Annotated in this window: 16 protein-coding genes; 13 read left to right on the top strand and 3 right to left on the bottom strand. The window is 63.4% G+C overall.

Annotated features, from left to right (window positions below; translation table 11 throughout):
• The first annotated feature begins 32 nt into the window (after window positions 1-32).
• The 4 genes from ACXAID_RS02520 to ACXAID_RS02505 are packed head-to-tail and all read left to right on the top strand — an operon-like array spanning window position 33 to window position 3,932.
• Entirely contained in the window at window positions 33-1,373 is a 1,341-nt protein-coding gene (locus ACXAID_RS02520; protein WP_475020600.1) for an aromatic ring-hydroxylating oxygenase subunit alpha, read from the top strand.
• Window positions 1,370-1,711, top strand: coding sequence for a hypothetical protein (locus ACXAID_RS02515; protein WP_475020599.1), 342 nt, complete (start codon window positions 1,370-1,372; stop codon window positions 1,709-1,711). Before ACXAID_RS02520 ends, ACXAID_RS02515 begins: the two co-directional genes overlap by 4 nt.
• A 46-nt stretch (window positions 1,712-1,757) precedes the next feature.
• A complete protein-coding gene (locus ACXAID_RS02510; RefSeq protein WP_475020630.1) occupies window positions 1,758-3,035 on the top strand; it encodes a cytochrome P450 in 1,278 nt (425 codons plus the stop codon).
• Between the two features lie 33 nt (window positions 3,036-3,068).
• Complete coding sequence (locus ACXAID_RS02505; RefSeq protein ID WP_475020598.1) at window positions 3,069-3,932, top strand: enoyl-CoA hydratase/isomerase family protein; 864 nt, start codon at window positions 3,069-3,071, stop codon at window positions 3,930-3,932.
• 128 nt (window positions 3,933-4,060) lie between these two features.
• On the opposite strand, the gene ACXAID_RS02500 is transcribed toward ACXAID_RS02505, so the two are convergent.
• Genes ACXAID_RS02500 through ACXAID_RS02490 form a run of 3 tightly spaced genes read right to left on the bottom strand, consistent with a single transcriptional unit; the run spans window position 4,061 to window position 6,590 of the window.
• Window positions 4,061-4,921: an NAD(P)H-binding protein gene (locus ACXAID_RS02500; RefSeq protein WP_475020597.1), complete on the bottom strand. Its 861-nt coding sequence runs from the start codon at window positions 4,919-4,921 to the stop codon at window positions 4,061-4,063.
• Complete coding sequence (locus tag ACXAID_RS02495) at window positions 4,918-5,256, bottom strand: hypothetical protein (RefSeq protein WP_475020596.1); 339 nt, start codon at window positions 5,254-5,256, stop codon at window positions 4,918-4,920. The genes ACXAID_RS02500 and ACXAID_RS02495 overlap by 4 nt, the downstream gene beginning before the upstream one ends.
• The gene (locus tag ACXAID_RS02490; RefSeq protein WP_475020595.1) at window positions 5,256-6,590 is read right to left on the bottom strand and encodes an aromatic ring-hydroxylating oxygenase subunit alpha; all 1,335 of its coding nucleotides are present in this window, start codon (window positions 6,588-6,590) and stop codon (window positions 5,256-5,258) included. The genes ACXAID_RS02495 and ACXAID_RS02490 overlap by 1 nt, the downstream gene beginning before the upstream one ends.
• A 168-nt stretch (window positions 6,591-6,758) precedes the next feature.
• On the opposite strand from ACXAID_RS02490, the gene ACXAID_RS02485 reads away from it, so the two are divergent.
• From ACXAID_RS02485 to ACXAID_RS02445, 9 genes are all read left to right on the top strand, one after another.
• Window positions 6,759-7,172, top strand: a complete 414-nt coding sequence (locus tag ACXAID_RS02485) for a hypothetical protein (protein WP_475020594.1) — start codon at window positions 6,759-6,761, stop codon at window positions 7,170-7,172.
• 283 nt (window positions 7,173-7,455) lie between these two features.
• The gene (locus ACXAID_RS02480; protein ID WP_475020593.1) at window positions 7,456-8,703 is read left to right on the top strand and encodes a cytochrome P450; all 1,248 of its coding nucleotides are present in this window, start codon (window positions 7,456-7,458) and stop codon (window positions 8,701-8,703) included.
• A gap of 176 nt (window positions 8,704-8,879) precedes the next feature.
• Window positions 8,880-9,851 carry a PDR/VanB family oxidoreductase gene (locus ACXAID_RS02475; RefSeq protein WP_475020592.1) on the top strand — a complete coding sequence of 324 codons (972 nt, stop codon included), beginning with the start codon at window positions 8,880-8,882 and terminating at the stop codon, window positions 9,849-9,851.
• A 313-nt stretch (window positions 9,852-10,164) separates the two neighbouring features.
• Window positions 10,165-10,998, top strand: a complete 834-nt coding sequence (locus ACXAID_RS02470; RefSeq protein ID WP_475020591.1) for an iron-containing redox enzyme family protein — start codon at window positions 10,165-10,167, stop codon at window positions 10,996-10,998.
• Window positions 10,999-11,195: 197 nt separating this feature from the next.
• Complete coding sequence (locus tag ACXAID_RS02465) at window positions 11,196-11,966, top strand: MlaE family ABC transporter permease (protein ID WP_475020590.1); 771 nt, start codon at window positions 11,196-11,198, stop codon at window positions 11,964-11,966.
• Window positions 11,963-12,817: an ABC transporter permease gene (locus tag ACXAID_RS02460; RefSeq protein ID WP_475020589.1), complete on the top strand. Its 855-nt coding sequence runs from the start codon at window positions 11,963-11,965 to the stop codon at window positions 12,815-12,817. Before ACXAID_RS02465 ends, ACXAID_RS02460 begins: the two co-directional genes overlap by 4 nt.
• 4 nt (window positions 12,818-12,821) lie before the next feature.
• Entirely contained in the window at window positions 12,822-14,225 is a 1,404-nt protein-coding gene (locus ACXAID_RS02455; protein ID WP_475020588.1) for an MCE family protein, read from the top strand.
• On the top strand, window positions 14,222-15,253 hold the full coding sequence (locus ACXAID_RS02450; protein ID WP_475020587.1) for an MCE family protein: 1,032 nt from the start codon (window positions 14,222-14,224) through the stop codon (window positions 15,251-15,253). Before ACXAID_RS02455 ends, ACXAID_RS02450 begins: the two co-directional genes overlap by 4 nt.
• The gene (locus ACXAID_RS02445) at window positions 15,250-16,578 is read left to right on the top strand and encodes an MCE family protein (RefSeq protein WP_475020586.1); all 1,329 of its coding nucleotides are present in this window, start codon (window positions 15,250-15,252) and stop codon (window positions 16,576-16,578) included. Before ACXAID_RS02450 ends, ACXAID_RS02445 begins: the two co-directional genes overlap by 4 nt.
• The last annotated feature ends 9 nt before the right edge of the window (window positions 16,579-16,587 follow it).

Raw genomic sequence — 16,587 nt, 5'->3', positions numbered from 1 at the left:
GCGATGCGACTGTCGAGAGGGAACGATTGACCATGACATCGGCGCAAATCTCGGGTCTGACCGAGACTGAGGCATCCGGCATCGAAAACTTCGAAAAGCCGCCGTCGGGAAGCTGGACCGCAGAGTTCGGCCTCGATACGGGACCGATCGCCTACGAGGACTCGTTCTCGCCGGAATTCTACGAGCTGGAGAAGGAAGCCGTGTTTCGGCGCTCGTGGCTCAACGTCGGGCGGGTCGAGGAGTTGCCCCGGCGTGGTAGCTATTTCACCAAAGAGCTGCGGTTTCTCAACGCTTCACTGTTGATCGTCAGGGGCATGGACAACGAGATCCGAGCCTTCCACAATGTCTGTTCTCATCGTGGTAATCAGCTGGTGTGGGATGAGTACCCCAGCGAGGAAACGAGAGGTACCTGCCGGGCGATCTCCTGCAAGTTCCACGGCTGGCGCTACGGGTTGGACGGATCAATTCAGTACGTCCACAACGCCGCCGAGTTCTTCGAGCTCGACCCCGAACGTCTGGCTCTGCCCAAAGTCAACCTCGAGATCTGGGCGGGCTTCATCTTCATCAACCTCGAGGAGCAGCCGCGCCACACGCTCCGGGAATTTCTGACCCCCGATGTGGTCAAACTCGAGAGTTATCCGTTCGAGAAGATGACACAGACCTATGTGATGGAAGCCGACATCAACGCGAACTGGAAGTTGTTCCTGGACGCCTTCCAGGAGGTCTATCACGTTCCGTACGTCCACGGGAAGCTGAACAATCCCACCGGGCCGGCGACCGGTGTGGACAAGATCCCGTTCATGATCCCGTATTTCGGGAAGTACGGGAAGCACCGGTTGTTCACCTCGGGTGGCCAGCATGCCAACGCCAATGTCAGAAGTGCCCGGCCGCTCGACGAACTGTTCAAGGGCGGCTTCTTCGGGCCTATCCCGGTGCCGGAAATCGGCCCGCTCGGTGACGGCATCAACCCGGCCAGATTGCCGAACTGGGGTCTGGATTCGTGGCAGATCTACCCGAATTTCGTCATCCTGTGCTGGTCGCGCAACTGGTACATCACCTATCACTACTGGCCGACCGACGTGAACAAACACAAGTTCGTGTTCTCCGCGTACTTCGTACCGCCGAGGGACGCAACCGAACGGCTGTCCCAGGAATACACGATCTCGACTATGCGCGAGTTCGCCATTCAGGACGCGAACACGCTGGAGGCGACGCAGCGCATGATCGAGACGAACGCCCGTGGTGACTACTACCTCAACGATCAAGAGGTGCTGATTCGCCACCTCCACCAGGTGGTGACCGACGACGTGGCGGACTACCGAGCGGAACTGGGCTCGGCGGGAAACGGCGACGGCGGGAGCGTAATCCGATGACTGCGAGTGCAACAGCCATCTTTCCGACGGAATTCGCCGATCTGGAACCATTCGCCGACTGGTCGATCGAGAAAGATCACGACCGGTACCAGAAGAGGCTGGCCAGCAACATGGCCGAGATGCAGGCGTTCTACGACGCGCTGGTACCGCGGGCGCCGATCGCGATGGAATACCTCAACCAGTTCGACCTGAAAGACATGCCCGAGAGCGCGCGGCGCCTGCTCTGGCTGCTCTACTCGCTCACCACGATTTCGTTCGCGGTGGACATCTTCAAGCAGCCGAGGATCCCCGATTCCGGCTCTGCCTATGTCCGGTTCGTTCGAGAGCCCAGGCCGTAGGGCGCACCCGAACTCAGGCAGCTTCACCCGTACGGAGGAACAAGGTATGAATCGCGATCTCGACGCGGTCGACTATTTCCGTGACGAAGAACTCGTCAACGACCCTCAGCCGTATTACGACTACATGCGGAACAAGTGTCCGGTTCAGCGCGAACCGCACCATGACGTGTTCATGATCACCGGCTACGACGAGGCATCGACGGGGTTCGCCGATGCTGAGTCCTTCTCGGCGTGCATCGCTCCCAGCGGACCGTTCCCGGGGTTTCCGGTGTCCCTCGACGGAGTCGACGACGCTACGGAATTGATCGCCCAGCATCGAGGCGAGTTGCCCCTGAACAAGACACTCATGACCATGGACCCCCCGGAACACACTCGGCACCGGGGTTTGGTGCGCCAGCACTTCACGCCCAGACGCGTCGCCGAGACCGAAGACGCCATGGCGAGCCTGGCCGACCAGGAGATCGACAAGTTCATCGGCAACGGCGTCGTGGATCTCATGCACGAGTTCAGCGCTCCCTATGCGCTGATGAACATCTGTACGTTGCTCGGTGTTCCAGAAGAGGACTGGCCCGAGTTCCGGTTCGAGATGCTGGGTGAGCATCGAGATCGCGGGCTGGGAACGATCAAGGGCGAGATCCGTAAGGACGCTCACAACTTCGTACATGATCGGTTCACCCGCTACATCGAAGACCGTCGGCGCGAGCCACGCGAAGACGTCCTGACACGGATCGCCACGACGAAGTTCCCCGATGGCTCCACGCCTTCGGTCGATGATGTGATGCACCTTGCGTCGGCACTGTTCATCGGTGGCAGCGGTACGACCGCGCACCTTCTGGGATCCGCCTTCTTGCGGATCGCCGAAGACTCCGAGCTGCAGAAGAGGCTCCGGTCAGAGCGCGACCTCATTCCCAACTTCATCGAGGAGGTGCTGCGACTCGAGGGACCGATCAAGGGAACATTCCGTCTCGCCAAGCACGGCACCGCTGTCGGCGGGGTGGAGATACCGACCGGTTCGACCGTAATGCTGATCGCTGCAGCGGCCAGCCGGGATCCACGACACTTCGACAATCCGCACGAGCTGGATCCGGACCGCGAGAACGCCCGCCAACACCGGTCTTTCGGCTACGGTCCGCATGTCTGCCCCGGCGCGGCCCTGGCACGCGCCGAGGCGCGTTTCGCCATCGAACGCCTTCTCGATCGCCTCGACGAGATCGAGATCGATGAGGCGATTCATGGTCCGGTGGGGGCTCGTCGGTTCGAGTATCTGCCGACATACCAGGTGCGTGGTCTGCAGGAGCTCCATCTGACATTCCACGCTGTCTAACAACAGGATTCAAAACGGCCCAACGAGGGGACGATGGCGAAACGTACACAGTTCGAGGAATACAGCGACCGGTACTCGAATTTCCACTTCGAGCTCAGCGAGGAGGGAATCCTGCTGATGCGGTGTCATACCGACGGCGGCCCTCTCGTCTGGGATGCAGAGTCGCACGACCGGATGGCTGACGCTTTCGCCGATGTTTCCGGTGACCGCGACATCAAGGTCGTCATCCATACCGGAACCGGTGAGAACTACAACGCCGACTGGGGGTTTCTGGCGAAGGGTTCGACCGGCGATGCGGCCAGGCCGAAGGTTGAACCGGGATTCAAGCCGCCGGTGGAGTTCATGGACGAGAGGGGCTGGTATGGGCGGATGCTCATCATGAACCTGCTCGACATCGAGGTGCCGATCATCGCGGCGGTGAACGGTCCGTGCAATATCCATTCCGAGATTCCGTTGATGTGTGACATCGTCCTTGCTTCTGAAGACGCCAGTTTTCAAGATGCACCGCACTACCCGCGTGGCATGGTCCCAGGCGATGGTCAGCACATCGCGTGGCCGCTGGTGGTGGGTCCCAACCGGGCGCGCTACCTCATGCTGACGGGCCACACGCTTTCTGCACAACAGGCGCTGGAGTGGGGCGCGGTGGCCGAGGTATTGCCGAAGGACCGAGTTCTGGATCGCGCCTGGGAGTTGGCCCGCGAGATCGCCAAGCGTCCGCCGATGGCGACCCGCTACACCCGGATGCTGTTCACCCAGAACTTCAAGCGAGCCTGCATCGACGAGTTGAGCCACGGTATCGGCCTCGAGTTGTATGCGCAGCGGCAGTTCTACCCGGTCGGTGGCGGTATGGGTCCCCTCAGACAGGCGTGGGACTCCCCAGCCCCCATGGCAGATTAGGTGCCTCGCCGGGTGCGCCGGCAGTCGAACGTCGCTGCCGGTCGGGATACCTGCTCAGCTGGCTGTTGTGCGATTGGTTCTTGATACCCGCGGCCGCGACCATCGGCGGGGGCGCTCAGCCCGTCGCGTCACGTCGAGAGGGTGCGTGAGATCGCCTCTGGCAGTTCGGTGAGCGGCCGCCCGACGAGTCGACGGAGGTCGCCGGTGCCGACGACGGCTTCGCCTGCAGCGGCAGCGCGATCGTAGTCGGCGAGGTTGGCGGCGAGGCGTGCCGCGATACCCGCGTCGACCAGACGTCGCGAGAACTCTGCGACCTCCAGATCGACGTAGGGGAGATGTTCGCCTGTCTGGTGAGTGAGCTCTTCGGCGAATTCGGCAAGGGTGTAGGGCTGCTCGCTGGCCAACTCGTACACCGCGCCCTCGTGGCCCGCAGTCGTGAGCACCACCGCGGCAGCCTCGGCCAGGTCTTCCCGCGACGCCGAGCTCACCTTGCCCTGTGCTCCCGCACCGATCACTTCGCCGAGCGAGCGCCAGAACGGAATCATCGTGGTCCTTGCCTCGAAGTATCCGGCGCATCGCAGCACCGCGTGTGGTGTGCTGGTTGCGGCGAGCGCCCGCTCGCTCGTCCGATGATCGGCGGCCAGCATCATCGTGCTGGTGGCCGCGTGGGCCCAGCTCGTATAGGCGAGCAACCTGACGTCTGCCGCTTCTGCTGCACGAATAGCGTTGCAGTGCTGCTCTGTTCGGCGTGGTCCGCCGGGGGCGGAGATGAGCAGGACACGATCGCCTAGCTCGAAGGCCGCCGGCAGTGACGAGGGATCGTCGAAGTCGAGACGTGCAGTTCGCACTCCTCGAGCCGACAGGCGGTCGAGCCGTGCGCGGTCCCGGCCCGCTGCAACGATCTCGTGTGGGTCGATGCCACGGCCGAGAAGTGCGCCGACAGTATGAGCGCCGAGGTTTCCGGTCGCCCCGGTGATGACGATCGTCACATCGCCGGCTCGAGAACCCAGTCCAGGGTCGCGGCGTTGGAGTCCGGGATCTGTGGCTGCTTGAACACGTCGACACAGAACGAGATCGTGCTGAACGACGCGAGCAGCCACATCAGGTGGCGAGAATCGTCGGGCATCCCGGGAAGGTCGTCGAACTGTTCGAGATGGGCCAGCGCCTCTTCGCCATGGCGTGCCACCGCGTCGTAGAACGCCTGGATGTCGGCCATGGAGGCGGACAGCCTGGCCTGGTAGCGCTGCGGTCCGGTCGGCAGCGCCCACTGTGCTGCAAAGTGTTGCAGGTCCGCGAATTCGGCCGGCAGTCTCGTCTCGCTCATCAGCGCTTGGCCTCCCGTGCTTCCTTCTCGTGGAGTTCGCGGCGGTACGCTTCGACGTCGTCCTGGATTACCTTGTGGAAGTGGCGGACCGCAACCTCCTGGTCGCCGATGTAGTAGTCGTTTCGAACCCCGGCGGCGACCATCTGCTGCGTGGCCTCGAGGGTGTTCGCGTCCTGGGTCAGGAACTCGCGTGTGGTGATCATGCAATGCTCCTGTGCCAGCCGCTCACGGGCGTTGCGCGGTGGGACGAAGTTGACGCTCCAGACGAAGCGGTTGGTGCTCTCGTCGACGGGCCAGTACTGGTAGGTGATGTACCAGTTGCGGCCCCACGTGATGATGTCGAAGTTGGGATAGATCTTCCAGGAATCCAGTCCCCAGTTCTCGATGCCGCCGGGGTTGAGCGCGTCGCCGAGGGGCCCTACGTCCGGCACGTCGAGTGGTCCGTAGAAGGTGGCGCCGAACAGTGCATCGGCCGGCCGGGCTTTGCGGACCTTCACGTTGGCCAAGGGGCCGCCGGAGGTGAACAGCCGATGCTTCCCGTACGCCGCGAAGTACGGAACCATCGTCGGGATCTTGTCGACGCCGGTCTGTGGCAGGTTCGGGTCGTTGAGCTTTCCGTGCACGAACGGGTTGTGATACACCTCCTGGAACGCGTCCATGAAAAGCTTCCAGTTCGACTTGATCGTCGACTCGAAGACGTAGCGCTGTGTCATCTTGTGGAACGGGTACGTGTCCAGCTTGGCGATCGCCGGGGTGAGGAAGTCGCGGAGACTCTGAGCAGGCTCCTCGGCCAGGTTGACGAAGATGAACCCGGCCCACACTTCGAGATTGACCTTGGGGAGCGAGAGCTTCGCCGGGTCGAGATCGAAGAACTCCCCAGCGTTGTGAACGTGGTTGATCCCGCCATCGAGGCCGTAGCGCCAGCCGTGGTATTTGCAGGACAGGGCCCGGCAGATGGCCTTGGTCTCCTTCCTGGGATGCTCGTCCCAGACCAGCTTGTTACCGCGGTGCGAGCAGATGTTGTGGAAAGCGCGGATCTGGTCATCCATGCCACGCACAACCAGGATGGACCACCCGAGGAACGACAACTCCCGGGTGAAGCAGCTGCCCTTGCCAGACAGCTCCTCCACCCGTCCGACGTGTAGCCAGGAGCGCTTGAACACCGCGTCCTTCTCCAGCCGGTAGAACTCCGGGTCGTAGGAGTCCACGAACGAAACCGCCCCGGTGTCGAGTCCGAAGGATTCGGTCCAGGATCCTTCGGGCGGCTTCTGGAAGCTCTCGGCGCCCTCGGAGTCGGTCGAGGTGAACCTGCTTGCCGTCTGGGCGTCGGTCATCTGGTCACGCTCCTGTCGTTGCGAGCGCACATCGCGGTGGGAGCTCGAGCTGGGTGCGCTGCTGAGAAGTTCCCCCCGGATGCTAACGAAATAAAGTATTTTATTGTTCAGTTGGCACGAAATGGCAGGTGAGGACTGTCGTCACCGGGGCTCGGAAGGGGTGGTGGGGTGGCCCGCGCCGGAGCGTTCGTCGTATTGTCCCGGCCGAAATCGCCGGCCGAGGATGCCGAGTTCAATCGCTGGTACGACGAGCACCACGTTCCGAGCGCGCTCCTGCTTCCCGGCTTCGGTCGGGCTCGGCGTTTTCGTCTCGCCGACGAACAGCTGCTCCCGCAGCGCGCCATCGATCCCACCTTCCGGTATGTGACGATCTTCGAGATCGACGATGTCGACCGTGTCCCCGAGGCCCGGGCCCTGTTGCCCCGACTCATGCGAATGTCGGTCCAGTTCTTCAGCGACGCGCTCGATCGCGACACGATGCGTGCCTTCGTCGTAGAGCAGGTCGCCGATATCAACGAGCCCGCACCCCTGCCTGACGGTGTCACTTCGCTGGCTGAGTTGCCTGAGCCCGGCGTGAGTTGACCACCATGTCGAATCCGGAGTTCGGGTGACTCCGCCCGAGGAGGTGCTCGGCCCGGGCTCGTCGGGACTGGCCGTTGTGCGCATCCGACAGTTCCACCCGTTGAGCACAACTGAATAGATACTATATATTAAGATTCCTGCGTCGCTGCATACAGCAGCCCTGACAGTGAGAAGGCTCGTCGATGAGCGTGGAACACCCGAGGTCGGTCGGTCTGGCCGAATCGGCACACGTGCACGTTGCGCATTCTGCGACTATCCACCGATGCGAAAGGAGTTCGTGACGATGACGACCTCAGATGTGGTTGCCGACATCGACCTCGCCGACGTCGACCTCACCGACTTGTCCTATTGGAAGAACGGTGCACCCTACGAGCTCTTCGCGCGTATGCGCGCCGAGGCAAGCCCGCACTGGAACGCGCTGGAAGGGGGCTACGAGCCCGGCTTCTGGTCGTTCACCCGGTTCGCAGATATTGCGGCCATCAGCCGTGACACAGCCACCTTTTCGTCCGCCCGTGGGGGCGTATTCGCCACGCACGACGGTGGCGCGGTTCCGCTCGAGGCGCTGCGCTCGATCCTGCTCGGCATGGACGATCCACGGCATGCCAAGCAACGCAAGGTGGTGCATGCTGTGTTCACTCCGCGGCTGGTGGCCCGGCGGGAAGCCCACATTCGCAAGACCGTGACGGAACTGCTCGACGACGTGATCGAACACGGCAGCTGCGACTTCGTCGACGACATCGCAGTCGAGCTGCCCCTGCGTGTGATCGCCGACCTTCTGGGCGTCCCTCAGGAGGACCGCCCGAAGCTGTTCGAATGGACCAACACGGTGTCACTTGCGCAGGCGACGTCCGACAAGGAGATGGGACTGGGGGCGGTCTTCGAGATCGGCGGGTATCTGTCTTCGCTGACCGCAGAGCGGAAGGCCCGTCCCACCGACGACTTGGTGTCGCTGCTGCTCGCTGCCGAGATCGACGGTGAGAGCCTGACTCCCGAGGAGGTGACGTTCTTCTTCGCCACGTTGATGTTCGCCGGCAACGACACCACACGCAACACGGCCTCGGGGGCCATGCGTGCGTTGGTCGAGAACGAGGCCCAGCGCCAGAAACTGATCGCCAACCCGGCGGTGGTGCCCAACGGCGTCGAGGAGATGCTGCGGTGGGTCTGCGCGGTGGTGTATTTCGCCCGTGTCGCTCAGCGCGACACTGAAGTTGGCGGACATCCGATTCGTGAGGGTGAGCGGGTGGTCATGTGGTATGCGGCCGGTTCCCGTGACCCGGCGGTCAACCCGGACCCGGAGCGGTTCGACGTGTCTCGCGAGAAGCCTCAGCATCAGGCGTTCGGTGGCGGGGGAGCGCACTTCTGCATCGGCGCGGCGCTGGCGCGACTCGAACTGCGGGTCCTCTTCGAAGAGCTCGTACGGCGGGTGCCCGATATGCAGATCGCGGGGCCGATTACGAGGCTGGAGACCAACTTTCTCAACGCTCTCACATCGATGCCGGTCACATTCACCCCAGGCCCGCGCGAAGGCTGATTCGGACGCCCTCGTTCCAGGGGATCGGCCGGATCCGTATGCCCCGGCTTCGGTTCGACCGTCGTGGGCCGATAGCGGTCGCACGTGGACCGTCCTGGTCACTGCCTGCCCCTCGCTCTTGATCCCGGTATCCGATTCGGCGGATTTCGTAGACGCGCAACTTCGAAGGAACAGAATTGAGCACATCGGCTCCAGCATCCGAGAACGAGATCGTCGTGATCGTCGCGCGTAGAGATGTCATCGCAGACGGGATCGTCAAGCTCACCCTCCGCGAACCCGGGGGCGCCCCACTGCCAGAGTGGATGCCGGGCGCGCACGTCGATCTCGTGTTGAGCGATGACTTGACACGGCAATACTCGCTGTGCGGCGACCCCGGAGCCGTTGCGCAGTTCGAGGTCGCCGTGTTGCGCGAAGCAGCCGGCCGGGGCGGTTCCGAACACGTGCACCGCAACCTCGTTGAAGGCGATGTCGTGCGCATTCGTGGACCACGGAATCACTTTCAGTTGGTCGACGCCGACAGCTACGTGTTCATCGCCGGTGGAATCGGCATCACGCCGATCATCCCGATGGTTCGGGCAGTAGCCTCACGTGGGGCAGCGTGGCAGCTGTTCTACGGGGGTCGCACCAGGCACACGATGGCTTTCCGGGAGCAGCTGCTGGCCGACTATCCGGGCAATGTCCATGTTCGGCCGCAGGACGAGGCCGGGTTGCTCGACGTCGCCGACATCGTCGGCGGGGTCGCCGGAGCGGCGGGCACCGTTGCCTACTGTTGTGGGCCCGAGCCGCTACTCGCGGCTGTGGAAGCGGAATGCGTAGCGCGCGCTGTCACGCTGCACGTCGAGCGATTCTCCCCGAAAGACGGTGTGTTCGATGGCCCCTGGGAAGCGTTCGAGATCGAACTCGCCCGGACCGGCATCACCCTGGTCGTGCCCGAGGGCCTCAGCATCATCGAGGTTCTCGAGGGGGCCGGTATCGAGGTGCCGACGTCATGTGAAGAAGGGATGTGCGGAACGTGCCGAACAACGGTGCTCTCGGGTGTGCCGGAGCACCATGACTCGGTGCTGACCGCTGCAGAACGAGACGCCGGTGACAGCATGACGCTATGCGTGTCACGGTCGCGTTCGTCGCGGCTGGTTCTCGACCTGTAGCCGTCACTCAGGTACCCCGGCGGTAAGCCGGTCCGACGCCGGTCACCCAACGGCGATGTGGTTCACGCGTGGAACAGTTGCCCGGCGTTTTCCGTGTGCGAGTTGGCGCGCGGCCCATCATCACCCATCGGTGATGGGCTGATCCTCCACGATCTTCGCGTGCCGTCGAGAGTGGGCCCAGCGTATTCCAGCGGATTCCGTGTTCTCTTCCGACAGCCTATTGACGTAATTTATAGATTGAATATTATATTTATGGATGCTGATGCAGCCAGCGGCTGGACCGACGAGTAGTCGGCACGAAGAAAGGAATGCCATGACCGGACTGCCCTACGACGGCCGGGGTCGCACCGCCCCCGAATGGGCGAGCGATATCACGCCCGAACAGTTCGAGCACCAGTTGGTCGAGACGATCGTGGTGACCGCGATGGAACACATGAAGCGCCCGTTCGCCATCCCAGAGCACTATGACCAGACCCAGGCACGGCTTTTCCACGCGACGGCGATGCAGGGTTTCTCGTACTTCGCGTGGCGGTTCCCGAGCTGGCTCCTCGAGATCGCGTCGCGCTGCCCCTACCAGGATGTGCGCCGCGAGATCATCCAGGACTGCGTGGATGAGGAGGTCGGCGACGAGGACGCCAACGGGCGCTGCCATGTCGACGTCCTCTACGAGGAGACCGAGGCCTGCGGCATCACCCGCGACCAGATCGCGGCGACCCCGCCGTCGCCGCTGATCCAGACGTGCATACTGGCCCTCGACGATCTCGCCCGGACGCTGCCGTGGGAAGCGGCCTATGCGGCGATCGCCGGCCTGGAGATCTTCAACGCCAAGCCCGCGGTTGAGTTGCGCGCCAAGCTGATGACTCCGGAGCAACTGAAGGCCGCGATGTCCGCGATGTCCGAGTCGTTGCCCGAGCGTCTCGGCCTGCCCAGTGAGGACATGCTGTTCGCCGCGTTGCATGCCTACAAGGACCAGTTCCACGGGGGCGGCAGTCTCGAGTTGCTGCTCAAGTACGGCACCGACCCACGCATTCAGCGTGAGATGCTCTGGGCGGCCAAGACTGGCATCGAGACGTTCGCCATCATGATCAGGGAAGCCGAGCGCCTGGCCCACGAGGCCGTCGAGGGGGCGTCTACCGTCGCCGTGTGACCGCCCGGGCCGGTCGCCTGGAGCCGGCCCGGACATCTCGAAATCCCGGTGGCCCGTTGCTCTCGGAGCACGGGCCACCGCGGGCTTGTGGCGCCGGAGTTAGCGAAGTCTTAAGCGCCCACCGAGATCAGATATATAGTATTGAATAGCTCCGGCGGGTTCGCTGCCGGAAATGGTTCGGGAGCAAAGAGAGGTCGATGTTGATCTCCGCACACCGCGTCGCCAAACCGGTGGGCGCCATCGGTTCGTTCTTCGCGATGGCGCTCGACACCGTCGTCCTGATCCCGCGCCGTCCGTTCGCGTGGCGGGAGTTCCTGAACCAGGCGTGGTTCGTGGCGCGGGTGTCGATCCTGCCCACCTTGATGTTGTCGATCCCCTTCATGGTGTTGATCGTGTTCATGCTGAACATCCTGCTCGTCGAGTTCGGCGCCGCGGACTTGTCCGGTTCCGGTGCGGCGCTGGGCGCGGTCACCCAGATCGGGCCCTTGGTGACAGTGCTCGTGGTGGCAGGGGCCGGTGCCACGGCGATGTGCGCGGACCTCGGCGCCCGAACGATCCGTGACGAACTCGACGCGCTACGGGTGATGGGCATCAACCCGGTCCAGGCGCTCGTGGTGCCCAGAGTGTTGGCCGCGACCGTTGTCGCGCTGGCGCTCTCGTCGACCGTCACCATCGTCGGCTTGCTGGGCAGCTACTTCTTCTCGGTGTTCATCCAGCACGTCACACCGGGCGCTTTCGCGGCCAGCCTGACCCTGCTCGTCGGCCTCCCCGATCTGATCGTTGCGTTGGTCAAGGCTGCGCTGTTCGGTCTAGCCGCGAGCCTGATCGCCTGCTATAAGGGCATGTCAGTGCAACGGGGTCCGGCGGGGGTGGGCAACGCCGTCAACGAGACTGTCGTGTACGCGTTCATGGCGTTGTTCGTGATCAATGTGATCGCGACCGCGGTCGGCGTCAAGGCGACGATGTGATTTCAGCGTCCCCCAGCTCCCTGTATCCGCGCCTTCGTAGGGCGTTGTCTCGATCCGTGTACGGCTGGGAGCGGATCGGCGTGCAGGCGCAGTTCTTCGGCGAGACGATCGGCTCGTCGACAGCCGCGCTGGGGCACTACAGAAAGGAGATGGTGCGCCTCATAGCGCAGATGAGCCTGGGCACCGGAGCTCTCGCGATCATTGGTGGCACCGTGGCGATCGTCGGATTCCTGACATTGGCCGCGGGCTCGATCATCGCGATCCAGGGCTACAACTCGCTGGCCAACATCGGGATCGAGGCGCTGACCGGTTTCATCTCGGCTTACGTGAATGTGCGCCTGATCGCACCGCTGGTGGCCGGAATCGGCTTGTCCGCCACCATCGGCGCCGGCGCCACCGCGCAGCTGGGCGCGATGCGGATCAACGAAGAGATCGACGCGCTCGAGGCGATGGGAATTCGATCGGTGCCCTACCTGGCGTCGACGCGGGTGATCGCCGGGGTGATCGTGGTAATTCCGTTGTATTGCATCGCGGTATTGATGTCGTTCCTCGCGGCGCGGTATGGCACCACGGCAGTCTATGGTCAGTCGGTCGGCGTTTATGACCACTACTTCTACACATTCCTGAACCCGACCGACCTGATCTGGTCGTTCTTCTTGGCGTTGTGCATGGCGACGATCGTCATGCTCGTGCATACCTACTACGGCTTCACCGCCGCGGGCGGGCCGGCAGGGGTGGGCGAGGCGGTGGGCCGGGCTGTCCGCACATCGCTGGTAGCGGCGGTCTTTGTCACTCTTTTCGTCTCCCTTGCGATCTATGGCCAGTCCGGCGGCTTGAATTTCTCCGGGTAGTGCGATGTCAGTCAGCAAGCAACGTCGTCTCGGCCCAGGATGGTGGGCGCTGATCTTCGTTGCCGCCATCGTCGGCTTCGTGGTGGTGTCCTCCGCGTTGTTCGCCGGGTCGTTCAGATCCTTCGTCCCAGTGCTGTTGACCTCCGATCGCGCCGGTCTGGTGATGGAGACCGGTGCCAAGGTCAAGTTGCGAGGCGTCCAGGTCGGTCGGGTCGGGTCGGTCACCGGCGGGAATCAACCGGTGAGCATGCAGCTGCAGATCGATCCCGAACAGATCTCTTTCATTCCCGCCAACGTCGAAGCCGAGATTCGCGCGAGCACCGCGTTCGGCGCGAAATACGTCGACCTGATCCCGCCGGACAATCCCGATCCGCAACGCTTGGCCGCCGGCGCGGTTTTGCAGTCACGCAACGTCAGCACAGAGGTCAACACGGTCTTCGAGAATCTGGTGGGGGTGCTGCGTCAGGTGGAGCCCGCCAAGCTCAACGCGGTGCTGCACGCTTTCGCCGAGGGGGTGCGGGGCGAGGGAGAGCGCATCGGACAAGCCACCTCCGACGCCAACCAGGTACTGCTGGCCATCAACCCCCGGATGGACACCGTGCGCCAGGACATGCGATCGGTCGAACGTTCCAGTCGTGCCTACGACGCGGCTGCGCTCGACATTCTGGACGTGCTGGACGCTGCCAGTGTCACCAGCAACACGATCGCCGGCCAGGGGGCGGAACTGGACGCACTGCTGTTGAGCACTATCGGTCTCGCGCGAGACGGTGTGGATCTTCTCGAGCCCAGCCAGGACAACCTCGTCGGTACGATCAACCAGCTCGAGCCGACGACGAGTCTGCTGCGCAAGTACGAGCCGTCCTTCACCTGCCTGCTGCTCGGCGGAGTGTGGGTCTTGGAGAACGGCGGCTGGGAGTACACCGGAGGCGCCAACGGCTATTCGGTGATCACCGATGCTGGACTGCTGTTCGGTGACGACCCATATCGATATCCGGATCACCTGCCGATCGTTGCGGCCAAGGGAGGCCCGGGTGGGAAGCCTGGTTGTGGCTCGCTGCCGGATGCCAGCAAGAACTTCCCAGTGCGCTATCTGGTCACCAACACCGGCTGGGGTAGGGGTCTCGATGTGCGGCCCAATCCCGGTGTCGGATCGCCCTGTTGGGCCAACTTCTTGCCGGTCACCCGGGCTGTTCCGGAACCACCTAGTATCCGGAGTTGTCTACCGGGTCCGGCCATAGGCCCGACACCCTATCCGGGTGCGCCGCCCTACGGGGCTCCGCTTTTCGGCCCGGATGGGACGCCGTTGTGGGCACCGCCTCCACCTGGGGCGCCGCCTCCGCCGGTTCCAGGCATTCCGAACCCGCCGCCGCCCTATGGCACTGGTGAAGCCTCGGGAGGGCGGCCGTGAAAGACAGTGTGAAAGGTGTCATCTGGCGCCTAGCCATCTTCATGTCAGTGTGTGGGCTCGGGACCCTTTCGCTGATTGTGGTTTTCGGCCAGTTCCGGCTGCAGGAGAGGTCGTCGATGTTTCGGGCCGAGTTCGCCAATGTATCGGGCCTGGAGGAGGGCAACTTCGTCCGAATCGCCGGCGTGGAGGTCGGCAAGGTTAAGAGCATCACGATCACAGAGGACGTCACCGCGGTGGTGAGTTTCTCCGTCGACGAGTCGGTGTTCCTCACAACGGCTTCCAGGGCGGCGATCCGCTACGAGGACTTGATCGGCGGACGTTTTCTTGCGCTGGAGGAAGGTGCAGGCGGCACCAACAAGCTCGCCCCCGGCCAGACCATCCCGCTGTCGCACACCGAACAGGCATTGGATCTCGACGCTGTGATCGGTGGTTTCCGGCCCCTCTTCCGTGCCCTGGACCCGGATCAGGTCAATGCCCTCAGCGGTCAGTTGATCCAGGCTTTCCAGGGGCAGGACTCAACGATCGCCTCGCTGCTCGACCAAGTCGCTGTGCTGACGAACACGTTGGCGGATCGGGACCAGTTGGTCGGTGAGGTCATCGCGAACTTGGACGTTGTGCTGAGTTCTCTTGGTGAGCAGAGCGAAAATTTCAGCCGGGGGGTCACCTCGCTCTCGCGCCTGGTGGAAGGGCTCGCTGCCCGAAAGACTGAGATCAGCGACGGCTTGTCGAACGCGAACGAGGCCGCTGCAACCATTGCCGATCTGCTGGCGCAGGCTCGGACGCCGTTGCAGCCGACCGTGTCCGAGCTCGACCGCGTTGCAGGTATAGCGGTCGCCGACCACGAGTACTTGGATCGTCTGCTCGATGAGCTGCCCTCCAAGTATCGGCTCCTCGCGAGGCAGGGCATCTACGGTGACTTCTTCAACTTCTATCTCTGTGACCTGATTCTGAAGGTGAACGGGAAGGGCGGCCAGCCCGTCTTCGTGAAGGTGGCCGGCCAGCCCTCGGGAAGGTGCACGCCGAAATGAAACCCTTTGCTGAACGCAATCCGGTGATCATCGGCGCGATCGGCGTCGCGTTGACGGTTGGTGTGATGGCCGCGGCGGTGCAGTACGACAATCTGCCGTTCCTGTCTCGAAATACCAGCTACGAAGCCTATTTCACCGAGGCTGGTGGCCTTCGCAGCGGCGATTCGGTACAGGTGGCGGGGTATGAGGTGGGGCGGGTAACCAGCGTCGACCTCGACGGAAAAAGGGTGTTGGTCGAGTTCGACGTAGCCGACGGTATTCGCCTTGGCGACCGTACCGAAGCCGCGATCAAGGCAAAGAGCCTGCTTGGCGCGAAGGTCCTCGAGGTGAGTCCCCGCGGAGAGGGCCGACTCGACGGCCCGATTCCGGTGGATCGCACGACACCGCCATACCAATTGCCGGACGCACTGGGGGATCTGGCCACCACGATCGATGATCTGGACACGACGCAGCTCTCGGAGTCATTGCAGACGTTGGCCCAGACCTTCCGAGACACACCGCCGGAGCTGCGGCTCGCTGTGCAGGGTATCGGGCGATTCTCCGAGACACTCGACAAGCGGGATGCTCAGCTGCGCAATCTTCTCGCCAACGCCAACAAGGTGACCGGAGTGCTGTCCGAGCGAGCGGATCAGGTGGTCGGCCTGATCGCCGACACCAATGCGCTGTTGGCTCGGTTTCAGGCTGAAAGCGCCGCGCTCGATGTGATCTCGGCGAATATCTCTGCTCTGTCGAAGCAGGTTTCGGGGTTCGTTGCCGACAACCGCGCCGCACTACGACCGGCGCTGGACAAGCTGAACGGGGTGTTGACGATTCTCGACAGGCACAAGGCCCAGCTGAAGGAGAGTGTCAAACTGTTCTCGAAATATGCGATGGGCCTGGGCGAAGCAGTGACCTCGGGCCCCTTCTTCAAGGCCTACTTGAGCAATCTGTTGCCTGGCCAGTTCATCCAGCCGTTCGTTGATGCGGCGTTCTCCGACCTCGGTCTGGATCCCGCTGTGCTGCTGCCGTCCGAGCGGGATGACCCTCAGACCGGGCAACCGGGCACTCCGGCGCTTCCCGTTCCATACCCGCGAACGGGACAGGGCGGAGACCCGAGGTTGACTGTGCCCGATGCAATCACGGGGAATCCCGGTGATCCGCGATACCCGTATCGGGAGCCGCTTCCCGCACCGGAACCGGGTGGAGCACCCCCCGGACCTCCCGCGGGCTATACGCCCACCCCGGTACCCACCGCTCCTGTGACGGCCGGCCCGGCAGCGCCCGGCCCCGCCGGGGCGACGGTGGTGCCGGGTCCCATGCCTACGGCTTCGGAGAATGGACAGTGACTCGCACTC

It is taken from the genome of Mycobacterium sp. ABE4_509 (assembly GCF_056160785.1).
Note: the sequence above shows the minus strand (reverse complement) of the source record. Positions and strands in the feature narration are given on the sequence as shown.